This is a genomic window from Bacillus sp. ILBB4, assembly GCF_035064545.1.
Classification (GTDB): Bacteria; Bacillota; Bacilli; order Bacillales; family Bacillaceae_H; genus Priestia.
Map to the genome: position 1 here is coordinate 973,895 of NZ_JAIQVD010000001.1, position 23,746 is coordinate 997,640.

Consider the following 23,746-nt stretch of genomic DNA (forward strand, 5'->3'; position numbering starts at 1 on the left):
GAGAAACGCATGATTAACTGTAAGCTGTCATAATGCTTGAAATGGCAGAATCATTGGCAATTACCGCAGTTATCGCCTCCACCATTTTATCGGTACCTAAATAATGATTACCGTCTGCTAAGTCAGCTGTTCGATGACCTGCATGTAATACACTTTCAACCGCTTGTTCAATCACTGCTGCTTCTTTTTCTAATCCCAATGAATGTCTAAGCAACATTGCTGCAGATAAAATAGCAGCAATCGGATTAGCTTTGTTTTGACCAGCAATATCTGGTGCAGAACCGTGAACCGGTTCGTATAGAGACGGACCATCAGCCGTTAAGCTGGCAGATGGCAACATTCCTAACGATCCTGTCAGCATAGAAGCCTCATCACTCAAAATATCACCAAACATATTTTCAGTTACCACTACATCAAAATACTTCGGATTACGAATTAACTGCATAGCAGCTGAATCTACAAGCATATGCTCAAGCTCTACATCCGGGTAGTCTTTTGCTACTTCTTCAGCTACTTCACGCCACACTCTACTAGACTCAAGCACATTCGCTTTATCAACAGACGTTACTTTTTTACGTCGATTTACAGCCGTGTCAAATGCTTGGCGAATAATTCTTTCTATTTCTGTACGCTTATAAAATAATGTGTCGACAACTGTTTCTTCATTTCCTTCTGTTCGGCGCTCGCTAGGCTTACCAAAATATAAGCCTCCTGTTAGCTCACGGACGATAATGAAGTCAACACCTTCAATGTATTCTTTTTTCAGAGGAGAGGCATCCGCTAAGCTATCATAAAATGTCACCGGACGAAGATTAGCATATAAATCCAGTTCTTTTCGAATAGCTAGCAAACCTTTTTCCGGTCGCAAATGTGAAGGGTTACGATCCCATTTTGGCCCTCCAACCGATCCAAGTAATACAGCATCTGCCTGCTTACAAGTCTCAATTGTACTTTCTGGAAGAGGGGTGCCCGCCTCATCAATTGCAGCTCCGCCAATTAGTCCATACGTAAACTCAAATTGATGATCAAAGCGCTCTCCAATTGCTTTTAAAACGGCAACAGCGCCTTTGGTTACTTCTTTTCCTACGCCGTCACCCGGTAATACAGCGACTTTTTTTGTCATGGTGGTCTCTCCCTTCAGTTCACATTACTTCTTGCTTTGTACGATGCTGCTGAATAGCGATTAAACGATTAATGGCGTTCAGATATGCTTTCGCTGATGATTCTAATACGTCAAATGCTACTCCGCGTCCGCTTGCTTCAGTTCCTTCGCTTTCAACCTTCACAAATACTTCAGCCAGTGCATCCGGCCCACCGTTAATAGACTGAATACGATAGTCTAATAGTTTTACATCCTGTTCAACACAGCGCTGTAGGGTATTATAGATAGCTTCCACGCTTCCAGATCCCGTAGCTGCTTCTTGAATCTCTTCGCCGTTTTCTTTGCGAAGCGTAATCGTAGCCGTTGGAATATTGTTCGTACCATACTGAACTTGCAGACTTTCAAGCTTATATTCACTGTCTTTGCTAACTTGCTTTTGAATGACTAATGCCAATAAATCATCATCGGTAATGTCTTTTTTCTTATCTGCTAAGTCTTTAAACTTCTCAAAAAGCACGTTTGCTTCTGTATCTTCCAATGTGAATCCAAGCTCTACTAAGCGTGTACGGAACGCATGACGGCCTGAGTGTTTACCAAGCACAATTGGATTTTGTTTAACACCCACAAGTTCTGGGGAAATAATCTCATATGTTAACGGATTTTTTAAGACGCCATCTTGGTGAATACCTGATTCATGAGCAAAAGCATTTTTTCCGACAATTGCTTTATTTGGTGCAATATTCATTCCGGTAAGCTTACTGATAATGTCACTCGTACGCTTAATTTCAGGCAAGATAAGACCTGTGCTCGCTTGATAGAAATCTTGACGGACATGAAGCGCAAGTGCTACTTCTTCAAGAGCTGCGTTACCCGCACGTTCTCCGATTCCGTTAATCGTTCCTTCAATTTGCGTAGCTCCTGCTTCAATCGCAGCCATTGAATTGGCCACAGCTAGCCCTAAGTCATCGTGACAGTGAGCTGACAAATCAACTTTATGAATATTTAACACATGTTCTTTTAAGTAATTAAATACTGATTGATAGTCACCAGGAGTGATAAATCCTACTGTATCTGGAATATTAACGACTTTTGCACCAGCATCAATAACTGCTTCTACAATTCTTGCTAAAAACGGTAAATCTGTTCGACATGCATCTTCAGCAGACCATTGAACAACCGGGAATTTTTTACTTGCGTACTTCACCATTTCCACTGCTGTTTCAAGTACTTCATCAGGTGTTTTTTTCAATTTATGCTGCATATGAATTTCGGAAGTAGCGATAAAAACATGCAGTCTTGGTTCTGCACTTTCTTTTAACGCTTCCCATGCAATGTCAATATCTTTTGTAACAGACCTTGCAAGGCCTGTTACAGAAGAATTTTTGACAATAGACGCAATTTCTTTTACGGATTGAAAATCACCTTTTGAAGAAGCGGGAAATCCGGCTTCAATGATGTCGATACCTAATCGCTCTAACTGCTTAGCAATTTCAAGCTTTTCTTGTAGGTTCAAATTGACTCCAGGTGACTGTTCACCATCGCGTAGCGTCGTGTCAAATAGTTTAATTTTTTGCACTAGCGATCACCGCTTCTTTCTTTTGTTTTTTAACAAATGGCATCATTTCACGTAATTGAGCGCCAACTTTTTCAATTAAATGTTCGTTTTCACGGTTATTGATAGCTGTAAATTCCGGACGATTTGCTTGGTTTTCTAGGATCCAGCCCTTTGCAAATTTACCTGTTTGGATATCTTCAAGCACTTTTTTCATTTGTTCTTTTGAACGCTCATCTACAACGCGTGGTCCTGAAACGAAGTCACCCCATTGAGCTGTATCAGAGATTGAATAACGCATGCCTTCCATTCCGCCTTCATACATAAGGTCAACAATTAATTTTAATTCGTGTAAACACTCAAAATATGCAACTTCCGGTTGATAGCCAGCTTCTACAAGCGTTTCAAAACCAGCTTTAACTAATGAAGTTAACCCACCGCAAAGTACTGCTTGCTCACCGAAAAGATCTGTTTCTGTTTCTTCTTTAAATGTTGTTTCTAATACACCCGCACGAGCTGAACCGATTGCTTTAGCATAAGCTAACGCTACGTCTTTTGCTTCTCCAGTTACATCTTGGAATACTGCGAATAACGCCGGTACGCCAGCTCCTTCTTCATACGTTCTTCTTACAAGGTGACCAGGGCCTTTTGGAGCTACTAAGAATACGTCAACGAATTCAGGTGCTACGATTTGGTTAAAGTGAATGTTGAAACCGTGAGCAAATACTAAAGATTTTCCTGGTTTTAGTCCTGGAAGAATTTCTTCGTTATAAACTTTTGGCTGATACTCATCTGGAAGTAATACCATTACTACTTCTGCTTGTTGAACTGCATCTTTTACAGATAATACAGTGAAACCGTCCTGCTCTGCTTGATCCCATGATTTACCTTTACGTAATCCTACTACCACGTTTACTCCGCTGTCGCGTAAGTTTTGTGCGTGAGCGTGACCTTGTGAACCATAACCTACGATTGCTACTGTTTTACCTTGTAATAATTGATCCTTTGCATCTCCGTTATAATATACCTTTGTCATAATAAATCTCTCCTCTTAGTTTATATAGTTTTATATAGTTTACTTTTTAGTAACTAGCTAGAATTAAATGATTGATGAAAGTTTGGCTGCCGCTTTTTGTGTACCGCGCGGAACAGCTACTGTTCCCGTGCGCGTTACTTCTTTTAATCCATAAGGCTGAAGTAGATCAATCATCGCTTCAATCTTGCTGGATTCACCTGTTACTTGAATAATTAGGCTGTCGCGACTTACATCAATGATGGTTGCACGGAAAGGTTCAATTACTGCATAAAGTTCGTTACGGCTCGCTGGTGTAGAGGCTACTTTCATTAAAGCAAGCTCTCTTGACACCACAGCTTGATCCGTAATATCTTGAACTTTCAACACGTCGATCTGTTTGTTTAACTGCTTGATCACTTGTTCAGCAGCGTTATCATGCTCTACGTTCACAACAAACGTCATGCGTGATACATCCTCAGATTCAGTGTGCCCTACCGAAATACTCTCAATATTGAAATTTCTTTTTGTAAATAACCCCGTTACGCGATTTAAAACGCCCGCACGGTTTAATACAGTTGCTGTAATGATTCGCTTCATGGTTTCACCCCTACCATTTCATGTAATCCTTTTCCAGGTGCAACCATTGGATATACGTTTTCTTTAGGTGCGACAAAGAAATTTAGTAGAACAGGTCCATCTGTTTCCATTGCTTCTTTCAGAGCCGCATGCGCTTCTTCTTCAGTAGAAGCTTGTAAACCTTTAATGTCATAAGCCTCTGCAAGCTTCATTAAATTAGGCTGATTCGGAATTAAAGAGTGTGAGTAGCGTTCTTCATAGAAGATTTCCTGCCACTGACGAACCATACCAAGCGACTGATTGTTGAGTACAACCACTTTTACAGGTAAATTTAATTCTCTAATAACCCCTAATTCTTGAAGCGTCATTTGAAATCCACCGTCACCAACGACTGCTACAACTGTTTTATCTTTATTTGCCAGCTGAGCGCCGATTGCAGAAGGTAATCCAAAGCCCATAGTGCCAAGACCACCTGAAGTTACCCATCGATCTGGATTATTAAATGTGTAGTATTGAGCTACCCACATTTGATGTTGCCCAACGTCCGTTGTAACAACGGCATCTCCATTTGTATACTTGTGAAGCAACTCAACTACTTTTTGTGGTTTTAACACGTCCGCTGAGTTCTGATACCATAATGGATATTCTTGCTTCCACGCCGCTAATTTCTCATGCCATTTCGTATAATCTCCAACTTCTCCTTCTTGCAGAAGCAATTGCTTCAATACTTCTTTTGCATCTCCAACAATTGGAATCTTGGTTGGAACATTCTTTCCAATTTCCGCTGGGTCGATGTCAATGTGAGCAATTTTTGCATTTGGTGCAAAATGCTTTAAGTTACCTGTTACTCGGTCATCAAAGCGTGCACCGATACTAATGAGAAGATCACTCTCATAAATTGCCATGTTTGCTGTGTACGTTCCGTGCATGCCAGCCATTCCTAAATGAAGCGGATGATCTGCAGGAAAACAGCCCAACCCTAAAAGCGTATTAATAACCGGAATATTTTGACGCTCGGCATAATTTTTTAATTCTTCTGAACCTTTACTCAATAACACTCCCGCACCTGCTAGGATAACAGGTTGTTTTGCAGCTGCTACTGCGTCTGTTAATTTTTTAACCTGCAGCTGATTTGGAAAATAAGTTGGCTGATAGCCAGGTAAATCAATTTCTCCTTCATAGTTAAATGTTCCATCACCCTGTGCCATATCTTTTGGAATGTCGATTAAGACTGGACCAGGTCTTCCTGTTGTCGCAATATGAAATGCCTCTTTGATGATTCTCGGCATATCGCTGATATTGCGTACTTGATAGCTATGTTTTGTAATTGGCATTGTGATCCCTAATACATCTGCTTCTTGGAACGCGTCAGAACCAATTACACTTGAAGCTACTTGACCAGTAAAAACAACTAAAGGAAGTGAGTCAATCATCGCATCTGCCAAACCTGTTACGATATTTGTTGCGCCAGGACCACTTGTTGCGATAACTACACCGGGTTTGCCTGAAATTCTTGCGTACCCTTCTGCTGCGTGAATTCCACCTTGTTCGTGACGAGCAAGTACGTGAAACATTCCTGAACCATATAGCTTATCGTAAATCGGTAAAACGGCTCCCCCGGGGTAACCGAAGATGACGTCAACATTTTCTCTTCTTAGAGATTCAATCAACATGTCAGCTCCATTCATTTGTGCCCCAGTGCTTACAGGTTCTTTCGTTTGCATATTGGCTCCCACTTTTCTCATCCTTTCGTTTTCTAGATAAAAGAAAAAAGACTTCTCACCCCTAAATAGACCCTATCAAATGATATAGGTCAAGGGGCGAAAAGTCTTTTGTACTTTACGCGGTACCACCCTCGTTTGTAATCGTAATGATTACCTTATGAATGTATACTGTACATTCTTTTTGATAACGAGTGCTTTGGAAGTACACTCGGTCGCCCTTACTGAATTTCAGGGTGACACTCTGAGGTGAGTTCATTTTGAGTTGGTAACGTCGGCTTCCAGCAACCCGACTCTCTGTTGATACCTAAACATCAAAACTACTTATCCTCTTCAACGTTTTAAAACGCTATATGCTTTTTGAACAATGCTTTACACATCATATTTTAAATTAATTACAATTAATTAAAATTTTTAGAAAACTTATATTTGAGGACTATCTTACGCCCATTTCTATGCATAGTCAACCACTTTTCGAGATTTTTTTAGACAATTTAGACTAAACAGAATATTTGAATGCGTTTTCATTATTGATGTAATAAGGGTTTACAGCAGTTCAAAAAGTTTTTCTGAAACGTTCATTTGTACACACTGAATGAACAAACATTCACTTTGAAGATAAATAAAAAAACCGGCTTTTACTAAAAAGTAAAAGCCGGTTTTTTCCGGACGTCCCAGGAGAGATTCGAACTCCCGACCGACGGCTTAGAAGGCCGTTGCTCTATCCTGCTGAGCTACTGGGACATAATGTTAAAGTGTATCAAAGACAATACTTATTATATTCAAATATAATTTAAAAGTCAACGTTTTTTTGAAATTTTATGAGAAGAGAGGTAAAAAACCTTCTCTTCTCCCTATATTTGGCTATATTATGCTGAAAGTGTACAGGTTAACTGCATGCTAGGAATATGTTTACCGCTTATATCGTAAAACTGCACGGTAGCTTCTGTACCATCCATTACTAGTATAGCATACGTACGCTCTTTTCTCATACGAGGAAGTAACATACTTCCTGGATTAATAAATAAAACTCCGTCCATGAGCTCAGCTCCCGCTATGTGAGAATGCCCAAAACAAACAACGTTTGCCCCGACTTCTCTCGCTTTGTAATGCAAATTCATCATAGACATTTTAACATTATATAAGTGACCGTGTGTAACCAGACACGTAGCTTCTCCAAGCGACTCTACTCGATCATTAACGTAAGATGCATCGTAGTCACAATTTCCTCGAACGCCTAAAAACGCAGACATTTCTTTGCTGTCTTGCGGCAACTCAGAGTCCCCACAATGGATCATCTTATCTACATCAGCATGTCTCTCTCTGATAGTGAGCAGCTCTTCTTGTAACCCGTGGCTATCGCTTACAATTAATAGTTTCACACGTCATCACTCCTTCTAAAATTGCGCATCAATTAGCGGTGCTAGTTTTTTTAACGCATTTGCTCGGTGACTAATCTGATTTTTTTGCTCTTTGGTCAATTCTGCCATAGAGCATCTCCATTTTTCTACAAAGAAAATGGGATCGTACCCAAAACCGTTTTCCCCTCTTTTTTCCTCCAAGATGTGCCCTTCACACGTGCCTTCTACAATTTCGGTTCTCTTTCCGGGCACTGCAATAGCAAGAGCACAATGAAAGCGTGCCGTGCGCTTTTCAAACGGCACGTCATTTAATTTTTGAAGTACCTTCTCTATATTAGCATTATCATCTTTATTTTCACCAGCATAACGCGCGGAATAAACGCCTGGCTCCCCGTTTAAGGCATCAATAGCAAGCCCGGAATCATCGGCAATGACCGGCTTATTTAATGCGGATGAAATGGCCTCTGCTTTTAGCGTGGCATTCTCTGCAAATGTAACGCCCGTTTCTTCCACGTCTTCAATCTCAGGAAAATCAAGAAGCGATTTTACTTTAAATCCCTTCGGTGAGAAAAGTGTTTCAAAATCTTTTACTTTGCCTGCGTTTTTAGTTGCAATAATGATTTCACGCACGTTAATCCCTTACCTTTCTTTAACCGGAATGTAGGCAGCCAGATGATCAAGAACTTCCTTTTGCTGTTCAATCAATTGATAAACACCCTTTTCCCCTAAATCTAGAAGATGGTTTAACTGTTCTCTCGAAAACGTCGATTCCTCTCCCGTTCCCTGTAATTCTACAAACTGTCCGCTTCCTGTCATCACAATATTCATGTCAACTTCCGCTGTCGAATCTTCTTCATAATTTAAATCTAAAATTGAATTTTCTCCATGAATACCTACTGAAGTCGCAGCTAAGTAGTCACGAATAGGAATTTCTGTTAGCTTGTTCCCTTCAACCAGCTTTCCAAACGCTAAAACCATAGCCACAAAAGCACCTGTAATCGATGCCGTTCTTGTACCGCCATCTGCTTGAATAACATCACAATCAATCCAAATTGTCTTTTCTCCGACCTTTTCCAGATCGACTACAGAACGAAGAGCTCGTCCGATTAGACGCTGAATTTCCATTGTTCGTCCTGTGACTTTACCTTTTGATGATTCACGTATATTTCTTTGTGCCGTAGCTCGAGGCAGCATAGAATATTCAGCTGTAATCCATCCTTTTCCTTGTCCACGCATAAAAGGAGGCACTCTGTCGTCTATGCTTGCTGTACAAATAACCTTTGTGTCTCCTACCGAGATTAATACAGATCCTTCTGGATGCTTTAAGTATGAAGTATGAAGAGATACAGGTCTCAATTCATTAAATTCCCTACCGTCCAAACGCATTAAGCATGTCCTCCTATTCATTCATTTATATGTAATATTCTCTTCCATTTTAACTATAAAACAGCGGAAAGAGGTCGCTATTTCAGCAGACCTCTTTCTACTTAGTCCTTTACTAGTATAACAAAAATTTGTTTTTAAAAACTACCTGTGTTCACATTTTTAGGTCTTGAAACTGGTTCCGTTAATTTTTTCCCTTTTTCATCTTTTAGCGTTTTTTTGCCATTCACCTTAATGGCAACGCTGTCTACGGCTTTTTGTTCCGTCAGCGATAACACTAAGGAGTCGAGAACATGCTGAGAAATTTCCGTTCCTTTTAAATTCCCAAAGATGTTTTTATTAAAGTTCAGCGTTAACTCACCGTCCGCATACTTTGGAGCTGCTACGAGCTTTGCATCAGGATTAAAATCTGTCACTAAACCTGATGCAGGTGCAGGTCCTTCTACAAGCTCGTTCACAATTGCAGTGTACATATCTTTGTCATCAGAAGCAATTCGTTTTGTGACAGGAACATAGTAAGTTTGTTTGCCCTCTTGAGCTAAGTAATAAATCGTAACTGGCTTCGTTTGAGTTACGTCAACTACTCCAGTATTATCAAAGTTAATGCCATCTGCTCTGCTCAACCCTTTACTGATTGGCGTATGATTTACAGGCATCTCATCTTTATCATAGCCGTTAATGCGAATTTTAACTTTATTTACGCCTTCAAACTGCGTCAGCGTCCAAGTGACGGCCTGCAGAATACGGAGTTCATCTTCTTTTTTATACTCAGCAAATTCAGGTGAAAAATCTGCTACCATCGTGCCGTCACTTTCCAGCTTTGTCCCTAAAACTCTTGTATCAGCAGGAAGAACCGCTCGGAAATTATTTGGCAATAAGTTTGTGACTGGTCCACCCTCTACTAAATATTCAAGAGACTGTTTAGCGACACCTTTTGATTTAGGAATTTCAAGCGTCTGGGGAACAACGTACCCGTTTTTATCAATTAAGTAGAGTTCTCTTTTGGTAGGCGCAGATGTTTCTGCGGCTTTACTTTGTTTTTTATTAGCTTCCGTTACTTTCGCTTCAGTCGCTAATGATTTTTCATCTTTCACATAGGTGACATCCTTTGGCGGATCAATTTCCTTTGCTGCGTTATCCCCTCCGAAAAGTCCACAGCCGGATAACAATACAGATGTGGTCACCACGGCGGATATGAGAACAAGTTGGGTCTTTTTGGACATTCCTTTCCCTCCTCAGACTGTTTGTACTACTATGTATACGAGCTTTTTTGCATTTTAGACCAGCTCAAAAAAGTTTTTGTCCACAAAAAAAACCGAGCATGATATGCACGGTTTTAAAGCTTGATATGTTCAACATTATATACAGGGTGCTCAAACCATTTAGATGCAATAGATTGAAACAGTTCTGTTGATCCTGTTGTAAAGAAGTAGTGTTCAGGCTCCATGTTTCTAGGAGCTAGTAAATTGCTATAAGAAAGAATAGCACTTACCTCTATTGCCGTTTCTTCGCCAGAACTGATTAACTGAACTCTAGGCCCAATTGCTTCTTGAATAACTGGCTTTAATAACGGATAATGCGTACATCCTAAAATAAGGGTATCCATATCTGTATGATAAAAAGGTTTTAATGTTTCTTTTACAATTCGCTGCGCTTCCGGTCCTTCATAATTACCGCTCTCTACAAGAGGCACAAACAAAGGGCATGCTAAATTTTCCACTTCCACTCTTGTATGAAGAGCTCGGAGTGCATGTGTATAGGCTTGACTTTTCACGGTTCCGTTTGTGCCGATTACACCTATTTTATGATTTTTAGTTACTTTAAGCGCAGCGCGTGATCCTGGTTCAATGACGCCTATAACCGGAATATCGAGCTGTTCTTGAATTTCATCCAGCACAACTGCCGTAGCCGTATTGCACGCAATAACAAGCATTTTAATATCTTTATCTACTAAATAATTAGTCATCTCCCACGTGAAAGCTCGTACTTCTTCACTAGGACGAGGACCGTATGGGCAGCGGGCTGTATCTCCAATGTACATAATTTGTTCTTTCGGAAGCTGTCTCATAATTTCCTTTGCTACCGTTAATCCGCCCACACCTGAATCTATAACACCAATTGGTCTACTCAAAACAATCGCCTCATTTTTCTTTCATTTCATCATGCAATTTTCGTAACGTTACTCGTAAAACTTCCGTTTCACTCGGAGAGAAGTTTGCCAGTACGCCATTTAAATACGTTTGTCGCTTTTCAATTACTTCTTCGATAACACGTGCTCCTTCAGGAAGCAAATGAATACGCACTACGCGGCGGTCTTTTGGATCTTTCACCCGAACCACCAACTTATTTTTTTCCATACGATCTACTAAATCTGTCGTTGTACTACAAGCGAGAAAAATACGATTTGATAAATCGCCAATCGTCATATCTCCACGTTCAAACAGCCACTGCAAAGCAATAAACTGAGGTGGCGTAATCGTATAGTCTTCTAAAATTTCTCTTCCTTTTTGCTTCACAATCGCTGCAATATGTCGAAGTGACTTCTCTAATTCTGCCACTGTATCCTCATTATTTTTTGCTGTCATACCGTAATCCTTTCCACCTATAAGTCTTATTTTCTATTATTTCTTTCAGTTAAACCCGTCTCTATTGTTTCTCTTTTCTATTTTATATTGTGCTCTTTTTTCAGTAATTTTTCAAGGTTAACATAAGGATTCTACAACGTTCATCATAAGTCTACATACTCTCATTCAGCATCAAAAAACAGCTGCTCCATAAAAGGAGCAGCTGTTTCTATTAATTATTGATATACAGCTCGAAAACTGAGCTGAAATCTTTTGTTGTGTAGGCTGTTTTTTTATCTAATAACCAAGAAAACGCAGCTTCGTTAATTTCTTTAAATTCACCAGCAACACTTCCACTTGTATTTCTTGTACTGCTTAGCGTAGAAGAAGCTAGCTGAATACTTTGTTTAGCAAAATCGAGCGCAATTTCATTTTCACGCGTTATTTCAGACATTTTAAACAGCGCTTTATATAAATCTTTTACCTCTTCTATATGCTTTTTGTGTACATCGATAGAAAAAGTCTCCGAGCCAATTTTAAATTTAATTTCCACATCTAAATCGACAGTTCCAGCCGTTTCTAGCATCACGTTTGAAATGTGATTTGTGCTGTAGTTATAACGGCGAAGCATTCGCTTTTTGCTTGTAGCACTTGTTCCATCAAGATGAATGAGCGCTTTATTGGTAAAGCAATATTCATCTGACTTTGATTTGATTAGAAAATAAATTTTTTCTTGTTCTTCATGCATAACGTAATCGTCTGCATCTACCTTGTCATAATCAACTGGCTTAATAACAGAACCAATATCACTTAGCCCCAGTACATCAGCAGCTACTTTTCCAAACATTTCCCCATCTCCCTCTTAAAAACAATTGTATTATTTTCATGTTTTAAGTGTACTGTGCAAATAAGGGGATGTAAATAAAAAAAGGAGCTTCTTAAAAAGAAGCTCCACATTTATTAAAAGAGCAAATTTAAAATCATATAGATAAGTGCAGCTAATGAAGCTGAAATTGGCAATGTGATAACCCATGTAATCACCATGCGCTGTGCAGTTCCCCATTTTACACCTTTCACTCGGTGAGCAGAACCTACACCTAAGATAGAAGATGAAATAACATGAGTAGTACTGACAGGTAGATGAATAAACGTTGCTCCAAAGATAATGGCAGCACCCGTTAAGTCTGCAGCTACTCCATTAACAGGACGAATTTTCATAATTTTACCGCCGACGGTTTTAATGATTTTCCATCCACCAATTGACGTTCCAAGCCCCATTGCGACCGCACAAGCCAGCTGTACCCACCACTGAATCTCAGTACCGCTTTGCATATTGTTAGCAATAAGCGCTAGCGTAATGATACCCATTGCTTTTTGCGCATCATTCGTACCGTGTGTGTAAGATTGTAGGGCTGCAGTCAGGATTTGAACGCGTCGAAAACGCTTATTCGTTTTCGTCAAGTTATGGTTTTTAAACGTTAGCTTGATAATCGTATAGACAATATAACCTACTACAAAGGCTAGAACTGGTGAAATTAGAAGGGCTTCAATGATTTTGATGAAACCTTTGTAATTTAAAGCACCAAATCCAGCAGCTGCAATAGCTGCCCCTGCAATCGATCCAATAATTGCATGAGAAGAACTACTCGGGATACCGAAATACCATGTGATTAGGTTCCACGCGATAGCAGAAATTAGTGCTGCTAAAATAACGACAGAACCGTTTTGAAGCGTATAAGGATCAACGATATCCTTTGTAATCGTTTTGGCTACGCCCGTAAACGTCATAGCACCCACAAAGTTCATGGTTGCGGCTAAAAGAATTGCATGTCGCGGTTTTAAAGCTTTGGTTGAAACAGAAGTCGCAATGGCATTAGCTGTATCGTGAAACCCGTTGATAAAGTCAAAACCAAGTGCACCAACTACAATTAGAATGGTTAATATTAGCATTGAATCCATTATATTATAGCCCCGTTACGCATTCTTCATAATAACTGATTCTAAGTTGTTCGCAACCGTTTGACAATAATCCGCGATTTCTTCTAGCGTTTCATAAATTTCTTTATATTGAATAACTTTAATTGGATCTTTACATGTTGCAAATAATTGTTTTAGTGCACGACGATATAATGTATCACAATGTGACTCATACTCTTTAATTTTAATTGCATGTTCACTAATTTGAAGAAGCTTTTTCTCAGACAACAAATTAATAGTAATTAAAATCTCTTCAGCACAGCCTTGAATATTTTTAACAAATTCAGCTACATATTCATCAAATGTCGTAATTGAATGAATTTCCATTAAAGCAGCAAAGCTGTCGATGCCATCAAGTACATCATCCATGCTCATTGCTAGCTGTAAAATATCTTCACGCTCAATTGGAGTAATAAATGCTTTGTTCAACTCAGTAATCACTGTATGCACGTATTTATCACCTTTTGATTCATACGCTTTTAAAACGTTGGCAAATTCCTTTAGGTCAGATACATTTTGAAGTTCAAAGCTGCCTAAAAACTCTGCTGAGTCCTTAATATTTTGGGCAATGTCCATTAACATTTCAGAAAACTTGTCTTTTTTTCTTTTGATCACGTTGCAATCCTCCATCCAATTTATCGAAACTTTACCACTCGTTTTTTCTCTCTATCTTTTTATATGTGTTCTAGTTTCTTTTTTCATTTAAAGTAATGGATAAAACTTAGCTGTTCATTACTATAACGAGAGAAACCACCTCTCTTGTGTATCAAAAAATTCTAAAAAAACAAACGTTTACCAGAGCAAAAGTCCCAAAAGGTGGTTCTTTTACTTATAGGTTATGCGATTCATTTTTTTACGCCAAGTCAAAAATTACTCCTATTATTGTTAATTGTCAATAACTTTTCAAACACATTTTTTTAGGTCTCTTTACAATACATTAACAATAATACGTTCATTCCTTTTAAAATAAGGGTTTTCAGAGTTTGTATAAAACTGGGATTTACAAAAACTTAACATTACTCCCCTTGTGTAAATAATAAAAGCCAGCTCCTTTAGAACTGGCTTTTATTATTTACTTATTATATTGCTGAAATACATTTTTTACTTTCGGCACGACGTAATGACTTCCGCCTTTATCTTCTACTCCTTCAATCATCATTGAAACGAGTAGGTTTTTCTGTTTTGTATCCACAGCTACAAACCAGCCGTTTTCCTGCCCTTTTTCACCTTGAGTTTTCTTTAATTCTGCCGTTCCAGTTTTTCCAGCCAGGGTTAACCCATCTATCTTTGCAGCATGACCCGTACCGTTCTTATCTTCAATGACATCAACTAAATCCTTTTGAATTAATTGCGCCGTTTCTTTAGATATTACTTGTTTTTTCCATATTCCACTCTCATCACCGTTCATAAGAATAGGCTTTACTATGTTTCCATCGTTTACAATCGATGTATACATCAATGCCAAGTGGAGAGGATTCACTTGCAGTTTCCCCTGGCCATAGCCAGAGTTTGCTAATACTCCCTCATCTTTAATATCTTGATCACCTGCAATTTTAGACGTTTCAAAAGGATAATTAACAGGCATTTTTTGATTGAACCCAAACTGTTTTAAACCACTGTTAAATTTGTCTAAACCTAGCTTCAAAGCAGTCTGCGCAAAATAAATATTATCAGATGTAACATAAGCATCACGTAAATTAACATTCGGCTTGCTTCCCACTCGTGTTACGTAAAAATCCCCCCAGCTTTTATCTTTTTGCCATTTCTTCCCGCTGATTGATATACTTTCGTTTGGATTTACCACACCTTCATCAACCGCTAAAGCTCCAGTGACTAGCTTAAATGTAGATCCCGGAGAATACGTTTTGGTAAAGCGATTCATTAACGGCTTATCCGGGTTCGTTGAAAGGAATTGATACGTATTAGCATCGATTCCAAAAGAAAAAGAATTCGGATCAAAAGCTGGCGTGCTTACAAGACCTAATATTTCTCCCGTTTTAGGTTGAAGAGCAGTAGCTACTCCTTTTTCATCTTTTAACTGTTCATAAAGGGATTTTTGAACATTCGTGTCTACCGTAACTTGAATGCTTTCCCCGTCTTTTGGATTCACTTTTGCAATTTCATTCTTTTTATTACCATCTTTATCTACAGTATAAATCGTGACGCCGTCTCGAGCACGAAGCTTATCTTCATATAAAGACTCTAAGCCAATCATTCCAGCTTTAGACTGAGCATTATAGCCTTCATCTTTATGCTCTTTTAAATATTCCGCTGTGACAGGCACAACGTATCCAACTAAATGAGCACACGCTTCTTCACAAGGATATACGCGCGCATTTACCTTTTTTTGTTGAATGCCTTCTACTTTTTTCAAAGAATTCTCTAAATTAGAGGCGTCTTTTTGACTAACCGTTTTAATAGGAACAAATTGATTCTCTTTCACCCAAGAAGCGCTCAGTGCTTGATTAATACTTTTTTCTGAAAGAGCAAGAGTCTTGCTTAATTGTTGTATAGCTTGCTCACCGCCTTTAGAAAACTGTTGGGGAACAACTCCAACTTGAATCGCTTCTCCGTTTTGAGCTAAATATTTCCCTGAACGATCCATAATTTCTCCACGCACAGCTGACTGAGTAGCTACTCTTACTTGCTCTCCTTGCTTAAGTCCTTTAAAAATCATATTAGGCTTCCAATTAATATACCAATTCTCTCTATCCCCTTGTTTTTCTTGAACCACAGCAGCATTTTCTTCAAATGAGATTTCACCGGCTACAGAGTTCATGTTTACTTCAAAAGGTAAAACAGCTTTATGGTCTTTTATTTCTAAGTCTTCTATTTTACTTGCCTTCACTTTAAGCTTGTCCGCTTCAATTGCATCATAGATATTTTTATATCGATTTACAAAGTCTTTTTCTGAAATCGTCTTTTTAGCATCTTTAGACAAGTATCCATACATGCCTTTAAAATCTTCTTTATTCCACATGGCTACATATTTATCGAATCGATCCTGTGCTTTCTGTTGATCATTTGAGCAACCGGCAGTTATTAATAAGAGAATTGCCATAGTAAAAAATAGCCACCCAATTCGTCTCATGATGATTTTCCCCCTTTTTCCAATACCATTTCTCTATCATATAAAATTTTACATAAACTTTCCATCAGAAAGTTACCACCAGGAATTAATTGGTATTACAACCCACTAAATTTACACATTTACAAAAAAATCAATAGGTAAATAAGAAAAAAATTGAACATTTTGTGAATATTTTGTGTCTTTTTTGGAAAGTATTTGATATAATAATTGTAAGAAGAAAAAGAATAGGAGGCGACTAAAATGAGAAGATTCTTACAGTTTTACTTTATGTTTAGTTCTCTGTTCTGTTTTGGAAGCGTTTTCGTCCTACTTATGTCTCAAGAATATTATTTTGCACCGTTATTCCTCACACTGGGCTGTTTAAATATTTTTCTCTTTAAAGTATATATTCAAGAAAGTCGAAAAGATAAACAAGCTGCACCTGAAAAACCTAAACCAACAATTTAACGAACTCGTCTCTCGGCTGAGATGAATGTAAAAGAAGAACCGGTGAATTTTTCACCGGTTCTTCTTTTATGACGTTGAAGCTTTTGGAAACCTATCGTTTGCAATAATCTCACCGATGCTTTCACTCTTTCCTTCACCGTCATCAATATTTAAAAGCGGGAACAATAACTCTCCTACGTGATAAGCTTCTTCTAAATGCGGATAGCCTGATAAAATAAAAGATTCAATTCCTAAGGCTTCATATTCTTTTATTCGTTTCGCTACATTTTCAGCACTGCCTACTAGTGCAGTTCCTGCACCACCCCGGACGAGTCCTACACCTGCCCATAAGTTAGGGCTAATCGTAAGTTCCTCTCTGGTTCCTCTATGAAGGCTCGCCATTCGCTGCTGCCCGACTGAGTCATACCTAGCAAAAGTACGCTGTGCTGCTTGAATCGTGTCGTCGTCCAAATGCTGAATTAATCGATCGGCTGCTTGCCAAGCTTCTTCTTCCGTTTCCCGTACAATAATATGCAAACGAATCCCAAACTTAACGGTTCTGCCTTCTGCTTCTGCTTGCTTTCTCACAGCCGTTATTTTTTCTCTTACTTGTTCAGGAGGTTCGCCCCACGTTAAATACACGTCAGAATGTTTTGCTGCAACTTTTTGTCCTGCGGGTGAAGATCCGCCAAAATAAATAGGTGGAGAAGGTTTTTGAACAGGTGGATACAACAGCTCACTGTTCTCTACATGAATATGTTTTCCTTCATAATTAACCGTATCTCCAGCCAATAACCCTTTCCACACATCTAAAAATTCATCCGCAGCTTCATAACGTTCATCATGTGATAAGAAAAGGCCATCTCCCGCTAATTCTGCCGGGTCTCCTCCTGCTACTACATTAACTAGTAAACGACCGTTTGAAATCCGATCAAGAGTCGAGGTCATGCGCGCTGCCACGGAAGGCGCCATAATGCCGGGACGTACAGCTACTAAAAATTTCAAACGCTCTGTTTCAGGTATAAGTGAAGCAGCCAATAGCCACGGGTCTTCGCATGATTTCCCCGTTGGAATCAAAACTCCTTCAAACCCTAACCGGTCAGCTGCTTGAGCAACTTGCCGAAAATATGAATAGTCTGCTGAACGACCTCCTCGATTTGTCCCTAAATATCTTCCATCTCCATGGGAAGGAATAAACCATAACATTTTCATGATTCAACACTCCTTTTCGTTTGTTCTAGATGATATCCCAGCTCTTTTAATGAACGTTTAATTCTCGCTTCTGCTTCTTCCGCAATAAACTCAATTTCATTTTCTTTCGTATAGGTCACCTCAGAATCAACAATATAAACTCCATGAATAAGAGCAGTAGCTCCTAAAACGGATAAAGTCGGCTTAAATACATAATCAAGAGCCAGTAGGTGAGCAATGGTTCCCCCTGTAGCTATCGGCAGCACGGTTTTATTGTGCAAACCTTTTTCAGGTATTAAATCTAAAAATGTTTTTAAAATTCCTGTGTAGCTAGCTTTATAGATTGGGCTGACAATAATAACGGCATCAGCATCTGCGACTTTCTTTTGAGCTTCTTGAATCGCAGGGCTAGAAAAGTTAGCATATACTAAGTCTTCAGCGGGCAAGTCACGGACATGCACGGTTTTCACTTCATATTTTTCATCTTGTAGATATAATGCAATATACTCGCTTAAAGCAGCTGACCTTGATTGCTTTGAAGGGCTTCCTGTCATAATTGTAACCTGGCTCATTATCATCTCTCCTTTTCACTTATAAAACTGATAGATTTACAAGGATTAATACGTGTATAAATCCTTATTTTATTTTTCACCTGCGTAGCTGTCTCTCCATTTAAGAAGACGCTTTTCTAATACTCGGACAAATGAATCGGTTAATTTGCCTACAACAGCAAAAATGATAATTCCGACAAAAACTACGTCCGTTTGAGAAAACTGTCTAGCATCCATAATCATGTATCCTACACCTTCACTTGCTCCCATTAATTCAGCAACTACCAGTCCGAGCCATGCAATACCTAAAGACAATCGGACACCAAGTAAAATATTAGGAAGAGCAGCTGGTAAAATGAGTTTTGTGATTTGTTTCCATTTACTAAATTGAAGAACACGAGCAACATCAAATAATTTCGAATCAACGCCGCGAATACCTAGATACGTATTAACATAGATTGGGAAAAATGCACCGTTTGCAATTAGCAATATCTTTGAAATTTCACCAAAGCCAAACCATAAGATAAATAAAGGCGCCAATGCAAGGTGAGGAACAGTTCTAAGCATTTGAATAGATGGATCCATATAGTGCTCCGTTTTCTTTGAGAAACCGACAATTATACCAAATAGTAATCCTAGTCCAGCTCCAACGGCAAAACCTATGGCAGCACGCAAAATACTGATTTGAAGATTAGCTCCGAGTTCCCCGGATACGATGAGCTGTTTGAAAGAAAGTACAATATCAACAGGTGTAGGAAGAACAGTTTTGGATACATAGCCCGCAGAACCAATGATTTGCCACACCACGATAAGCAGAAGTGGCATGACAAGAGAACGAAGGAAAATTCCCTGCTTATTTTTCGCTTCTTCCTTTCTTTTTTTCACTTTTTGCAAGTGAGCTGCTGAAGACTGGACATGTCCTGAAACCACAGATGTTTTACTCATTTTCATCACCTCATTTTTCTTTTAATGCTTTTTCAATAAATGAATTATCAACAACATCTCCAGTATCAATTTTCTTTTTAATAACGCCTAAAGATTGTTGAAAATCAGCTGTTCGCTGTTGTTCTGCAATAATTTCTTTAGAGGTTGGGCGATTATAGGCAGGATTATTTTTTAACACTTGTCTTACTACGTCTTTATCTAGATTTTTTTGCTTTGCTAAAATATCCACAGATTCTTCAAAATGTTCGTTTTGCCATTCAAGCGCTTTTTGATAAACTTGTAAAAACTTAACGACTAACTCTGGATGATCTTTTGCAAAGCCTTCTCTTACAATAGTAAAGCCCGGTGAAGCAACCTTTAATGAATCGCCGTCTGCTAAAATACGAGCTTCATTTTTTAAGTTTTGCAGTGAGATAAACGGTTCCCAGATTGACCATGCATCCACTGACCCATTTTCAAATGCTGGCTGAGCTTCGTCTGGCTGAAGCTGAATAATCTTTACATCACTTGGCTTCAACCCATTCTGGTCAAGAGCTCTGTACAATAAATTAAAACCGCTGCTTCCTTTCGCAACCGCGATCTTTTTACCTTTTAAATCTTTTACGCTTTTAATCTTGCTGTTTTTCCCTACTAAAATGGCATTTCCTTTCAACCCGTCGCTGGAATTAGCAATTTCTAAAAACGGAATGTCTGCGCCTTGACCAGAAATAACCGGTGAATTTCCAACTTGGCCGAAATCCAAATGTCCAGATGCTAAACCTTCAAATTGCGGAGGTCCGCTTTGAAACTCTGTCCATTTAACATTTACACCTATTTTTTTAAATTCTTTTTCAAACCATTTTTGGTTTTGTGCCAGCATTAAAGGGCCTAAGCTTTGTTGGATACCAATATTAATCGTAACGTCTTTTGAATCTGCTCCGCTCGCTTTTTCTTTCGTCCCGCACCCAGCCAATGCGAGGACAAGTACAATAGCTGCAGTTAAAAGTAGCTTTTTCATCTGTTCTGTCTCCTTCTCTGTCTTATTGAATCTTTAATGTTCTCCTGCTTCTTCAAATTCTTTCAGTACTTGCTGCCTTAGCTGCTGAAATGGTAACTCTGTCTTTTTTCGCGGATGACTAATTTCTACTGGAACGACCCGGCTAATTTCTCCTGGTCTGGCACTCATAATCACAATTTTAGTCCCCAAGCAAATGGATTCATCTAAATCATGCGTAACAAAAATCATGGTTGTTTTTTCTTTTTTCCATATGTCTAGCAGCACATCTTGCAAATGAGTGCGAGTGAAAGCATCTAATGCACCGAACGGTTCATCTAACAATAAAACCTCTGGATTTCTTAAAAGAGCACGCGCAATAGCAACTCGTTGAGACATCCCTCCAGATAGTTCTCGAGGATAAGCTTTTTCAAATCCTTTCAGCCTGACAATATCAATTAACTCATCTACGCGGTGCCGAACGTTCGAATCTTTCAAAGATAAGTCAGCCGCTATATTTTGCTCCACATTAAGCCATGGGAACAAGCGGTGTTCTTGAAAGATCATTCCCTGTTTAATGCTAGGTCCGGCTACGTGCTTCCCGTTGATTTCAATACGCCCTTCATAATCCATATCAAGTCCTGCAATCATTTTAAGCAGTGTACTTTTTCCGCATCCGCTCGGACCAATAACGGTAATAAATTCACCTTTATTAATCGTAAGATTTACATTTCGCAATGCTTGAGTTACTTGTTCTCCTTTTTGAAATGAGCGGTTAACCGATTGAATCATGACACTCACAGCAATTCCTCCTCCTTGAATTTTCAAATCAAAAGCTCGTTCATCTAAAAACACAAAAGCTCCTACCTGAAAAAGGTAGGAGCTTTCGGTTGACCGATCAGCCCGTTGCTATATTTAACTGATTTGTTATTGGATTATTTTGAATTTTATCATATTAATCCGATTTGTCAACTGTGTTTTATATATTTTATCCTTTTGATTCTTGAGGATTTGGCTTTTTCCATTTAAATACCGAGTTTAAAAATCCGTATATATGCTTAGACTCCTTCGTTAACAAAGGGCCAATAATAGCTAGAATCAATACATAAAGCGCGGCGAATGGCTGAAGAATTGCGGATAATCCTCCTTCAATTCCAATGTTAGCCATAATGATTGAAAACTCGCCTCGTGACATAATCGTTAATCCAATATTGGTAGAAGCCTTGTGTGACAGCCCGCTTTTTCTTCCTGAGATCATACCAGCTGTAAAGTTACCAATAATCGTAAGCGCAACTGCGCCAAGCGCAAGCCAGCCTGCATCCCACAGCGTGAGAGGATCAATACTTAACCCGAAGCTGAAGAAAAAGATAGCTCCAAAGAAATCACGAAACGGTACGACAAGATGTTCAATACGATCGCGATGTTCCGTTTCAGAAAATACAAGACCAAGCAATAACGCACCAATTGCTTCTGCCACGTGAATTGTTTCTGAGAAGCCTGCCACAAAAAACAATACCGCAAAAACGACGATTATAAAGATTTCGTTTGATGAAATATTTAAAAGTTTATTTAGTAGCGGCGTGGCTTTTCGAGCAATGATAAAGAACAGCATCATATAGCCAAACGCAATTAAAATAGATGTTAAAGATCCAGCAAGCGATCCGTGGTCTCCAAGCACCAGCCCTGAAACGACAGAAAGATAAACGGCTAAGAAAATATCTTCAAACATGATGATCCCTAATATCAGTTCCGTTTCTGGATTCGCTGTCCGTTTTAAATCAACCAATACTTTTGCGACAATTGCGCTGGACGAAATCGTAATAATTCCAGCGATAATCAGCACTTCAAGAAGAGGATTTCCTGTCAGGTATCCATACAATAATCCTAAAGTGAAGTTAATTAAAATATAAATAGATCCTCCCACCGCGATGGACCTGCCTGATTTAATTAGCTTTCCAACTGAAAATTCTAATCCTAAATAAAAGAGTAAAAAGAGAACTCCAATTCTTCCCATGAATTCAATAATCTCTTGGCTTTCAATAAACTTCAAACTGAATGAGCCAAACTCAGGAGCATGGGGACCGACCGCCATGCCCAGCAGAATGAGGAATGGAATAATTGTAAATTTAAATTTATGTGCTAGTATAGCCGCTAAAGCCACTAGTAACAAAGCTGTCCCAACTTCAAATACTAAATGATCCAATTATGAACTACCTCCTTGTGAAAGCAATTCTTTAATGAGCGTTTTTAAATTTCCTCTTTCACCAGAGATGACAAGCGTATCTCCTTCTTCAATTAACGTATCTGGTCCTGGGGTGGATAATTTTTTTTGCGTGTTTTTAATGACGGCGATGATAGTGACATCATAGTTGCTGCGAACGTCAATTTCACCAATTGTTTTACTGTGAGCTTTCGCTTGTTTTTCAACCTTGTACCATTCAATCACTAAGTCATTGAATGCCACTTCAATGGTTTCCATTGCTTTTGGCTTGTAAATCATGCCGCCTAAAATTGCAGCTAGCTGTCTTGATTCCGTATCTGTTAACGTAATGTCAAAAATGCTTTCTTCTAAATCTTTTTGATCGAAGTGGTAGATTTCACGTCGTCCATCATCATGAATGATAACGACTACACGGTTTCCTCCGCTTGTCTCAATTTCAAATTTACGGCCGATTCCTGGTAACTCCGTTTCTTTAATCATCATTGAATGATCACTCCTATAAAGTTTTTAAAAAGAATTTTTAAATTTTGCCGCGTTATTTGCATAGAAAATCCGCATAGCAAATAAGCCTAAGAATAGTTGGTAATTTTAGGTTTGAAGAAAAGGCTGTGGAAATTTCAACCTTTTTTATTTAATTGAGGTAACTTGATTGAAAGATTTTTGGATAAAAAAGTGTTTTCTTGAGGATAAAATACGCAATTTGATGCGTCGGAATGATGAGTTTGGCACTCGTCCATACTAAAGCAAAAGTTACTATCACGCTTTGTATGAGGGATCCTATTTGTTTAACGCTGTGCTTAGCTCCTGGAGACATGTGCACAATATCCGTGTAATGCTGAACCGAACTTTTTGTGACCTTCATTTTTTCAAAGTCGTTATCAATAAATTTATCTGGCAAACTCGCAAAAGGCAAACAGAATATCATGCATAACAATAAGCTCATCCATACATTTTTCATCATCTCACCTCTCTTTCTTCTGAACTAGTATCTCCTTACTTAAAAGTATACGTACTCTGAAATTCAATTTCAAGCAATAAGTTTTTTTTATAAAGATTTACCTTTTTTATAATATTTTCTTAACGTCATTCTTTTTAGA

General features: G+C 38.7%; 24 protein-coding genes, 1 tRNA gene and 1 other annotated feature. Of the genes, 1 reads left to right on the forward strand and 24 read right to left on the reverse strand.

Annotated elements, in window-relative coordinates; genetic code table 11:
* Positions 1–13: 13 nt before the first annotated feature.
* From leuB to LAV82_RS05270, 16 genes are all read right to left on the reverse strand, one after another.
* The gene (gene leuB, locus LAV82_RS05195; RefSeq protein ID WP_499715708.1) at positions 14–1,123 is read right to left on the reverse strand and encodes a 3-isopropylmalate dehydrogenase; all 1,110 of its coding nucleotides are present in this window, start codon (positions 1,121–1,123) and stop codon (positions 14–16) included.
* A 19-nt stretch (positions 1,124–1,142) separates the two neighbouring features.
* Positions 1,143–2,678, reverse strand: coding sequence for a 2-isopropylmalate synthase (locus tag LAV82_RS05200; protein WP_211077238.1), 1,536 nt, complete (start codon positions 2,676–2,678; stop codon positions 1,143–1,145).
* Entirely contained in the window at positions 2,665–3,690 is a 1,026-nt protein-coding gene (gene ilvC, locus LAV82_RS05205) for a ketol-acid reductoisomerase (RefSeq protein WP_013085141.1), read from the reverse strand. Before ilvC ends, LAV82_RS05200 begins: the two co-directional genes overlap by 14 nt.
* 63 nt (positions 3,691–3,753) lie before the next feature.
* On the reverse strand, positions 3,754–4,266 hold the full coding sequence (gene ilvN / locus LAV82_RS05210; RefSeq protein ID WP_013059375.1) for an acetolactate synthase small subunit: 513 nt from the start codon (positions 4,264–4,266) through the stop codon (positions 3,754–3,756).
* Positions 4,263–5,990 carry an acetolactate synthase large subunit gene (gene ilvB, locus LAV82_RS05215; RefSeq protein ID WP_155660677.1) on the reverse strand — a complete coding sequence of 576 codons (1,728 nt, stop codon included), beginning with the start codon at positions 5,988–5,990 and terminating at the stop codon, positions 4,263–4,265. The genes ilvN and ilvB overlap by 4 nt, the downstream gene beginning before the upstream one ends.
* Before the next feature lie 68 nt (positions 5,991–6,058).
* Positions 6,059–6,312: a binding site (T-box leader), on the reverse strand.
* A gap of 324 nt (positions 6,313–6,636) precedes the next feature.
* Positions 6,637–6,710, reverse strand: a tRNA-Arg gene (locus tag LAV82_RS05220).
* Positions 6,711–6,835: 125 nt separating this feature from the next.
* Entirely contained in the window at positions 6,836–7,348 is a 513-nt protein-coding gene (locus LAV82_RS05225) for a metallophosphoesterase (protein ID WP_013059377.1), read from the reverse strand.
* 15 nt (positions 7,349–7,363) lie between these two features.
* Entirely contained in the window at positions 7,364–7,957 is a 594-nt protein-coding gene (locus LAV82_RS05230; RefSeq protein ID WP_025601437.1) for an XTP/dITP diphosphatase, read from the reverse strand.
* Positions 7,958–7,966: 9 nt separating this feature from the next.
* On the reverse strand, positions 7,967–8,713 hold the full coding sequence (gene rph / locus LAV82_RS05235; RefSeq protein WP_211077237.1) for a ribonuclease PH: 747 nt from the start codon (positions 8,711–8,713) through the stop codon (positions 7,967–7,969).
* A gap of 134 nt (positions 8,714–8,847) precedes the next feature.
* Positions 8,848–9,933, reverse strand: a complete 1,086-nt coding sequence (locus LAV82_RS05240; RefSeq protein WP_025601439.1) for a GerMN domain-containing protein — start codon at positions 9,931–9,933, stop codon at positions 8,848–8,850.
* A gap of 113 nt (positions 9,934–10,046) precedes the next feature.
* Positions 10,047–10,841, reverse strand: a complete 795-nt coding sequence (gene racE / locus LAV82_RS05245; protein ID WP_025601441.1) for a glutamate racemase — start codon at positions 10,839–10,841, stop codon at positions 10,047–10,049.
* Between the two features lie 10 nt (positions 10,842–10,851).
* Entirely contained in the window at positions 10,852–11,295 is a 444-nt protein-coding gene (locus LAV82_RS05250) for a MarR family winged helix-turn-helix transcriptional regulator (protein ID WP_013059382.1), read from the reverse strand.
* Between the two features lie 211 nt (positions 11,296–11,506).
* Entirely contained in the window at positions 11,507–12,121 is a 615-nt protein-coding gene (locus LAV82_RS05255) for a PH domain-containing protein (RefSeq protein ID WP_013059383.1), read from the reverse strand.
* Positions 12,122–12,234: 113 nt separating this feature from the next.
* Positions 12,235–13,233 carry an inorganic phosphate transporter gene (locus tag LAV82_RS05260; protein WP_013059384.1) on the reverse strand — a complete coding sequence of 333 codons (999 nt, stop codon included), beginning with the start codon at positions 13,231–13,233 and terminating at the stop codon, positions 12,235–12,237.
* A 15-nt stretch (positions 13,234–13,248) separates the two neighbouring features.
* Positions 13,249–13,881, reverse strand: a complete 633-nt coding sequence (locus LAV82_RS05265; RefSeq protein ID WP_029711160.1) for a DUF47 domain-containing protein — start codon at positions 13,879–13,881, stop codon at positions 13,249–13,251.
* 442 nt (positions 13,882–14,323) lie between these two features.
* Complete coding sequence (locus LAV82_RS05270; RefSeq protein WP_211077236.1) at positions 14,324–16,342, reverse strand: penicillin-binding transpeptidase domain-containing protein; 2,019 nt, start codon at positions 16,340–16,342, stop codon at positions 14,324–14,326.
* Between the two features lie 240 nt (positions 16,343–16,582).
* Here LAV82_RS05270 and LAV82_RS05275 point away from each other — a divergent pair, with 240 nt between their 5' ends.
* Complete coding sequence (locus LAV82_RS05275; protein WP_013059387.1) at positions 16,583–16,789, forward strand: hypothetical protein; 207 nt, start codon at positions 16,583–16,585, stop codon at positions 16,787–16,789.
* A gap of 66 nt (positions 16,790–16,855) precedes the next feature.
* Here LAV82_RS05275 and ssuD read toward each other — a convergent pair whose 3' ends face one another.
* The 8 genes from ssuD to LAV82_RS05315 form a co-directional block, all read right to left on the reverse strand.
* Positions 16,856–17,980: an FMNH2-dependent alkanesulfonate monooxygenase gene (gene ssuD, locus LAV82_RS05280; protein ID WP_016765674.1), complete on the reverse strand. Its 1,125-nt coding sequence runs from the start codon at positions 17,978–17,980 to the stop codon at positions 16,856–16,858.
* Positions 17,977–18,531, reverse strand: coding sequence for an NADPH-dependent FMN reductase (gene ssuE, locus LAV82_RS05285; protein ID WP_499715709.1), 555 nt, complete (start codon positions 18,529–18,531; stop codon positions 17,977–17,979). The genes ssuD and ssuE overlap by 4 nt, the downstream gene beginning before the upstream one ends.
* 69 nt (positions 18,532–18,600) lie before the next feature.
* Positions 18,601–19,335 (reverse strand): ABC transporter permease, encoded by a 735-nt coding sequence (locus tag LAV82_RS05290; protein WP_372585231.1) that lies wholly within the window; start codon positions 19,333–19,335, stop codon positions 18,601–18,603.
* 130 nt (positions 19,336–19,465) lie between these two features.
* Complete coding sequence (locus LAV82_RS05295; protein WP_013059391.1) at positions 19,466–20,452, reverse strand: aliphatic sulfonate ABC transporter substrate-binding protein; 987 nt, start codon at positions 20,450–20,452, stop codon at positions 19,466–19,468.
* 33 nt (positions 20,453–20,485) lie between these two features.
* On the reverse strand, positions 20,486–21,229 hold the full coding sequence (locus LAV82_RS05300; protein WP_499715739.1) for an ABC transporter ATP-binding protein: 744 nt from the start codon (positions 21,227–21,229) through the stop codon (positions 20,486–20,488).
* 187 nt (positions 21,230–21,416) lie between these two features.
* Entirely contained in the window at positions 21,417–22,631 is a 1,215-nt protein-coding gene (locus tag LAV82_RS05305; protein WP_057233281.1) for a cation:proton antiporter, read from the reverse strand.
* Complete coding sequence (locus LAV82_RS05310) at positions 22,632–23,132, reverse strand: cation:proton antiporter regulatory subunit (RefSeq protein WP_013085158.1); 501 nt, start codon at positions 23,130–23,132, stop codon at positions 22,632–22,634.
* Positions 23,133–23,280: 148 nt separating this feature from the next.
* Positions 23,281–23,607, reverse strand: a complete 327-nt coding sequence (locus tag LAV82_RS05315) for a hypothetical protein (RefSeq protein WP_057237334.1) — start codon at positions 23,605–23,607, stop codon at positions 23,281–23,283.
* Positions 23,608–23,746: the final 139 nt, after the last annotated feature.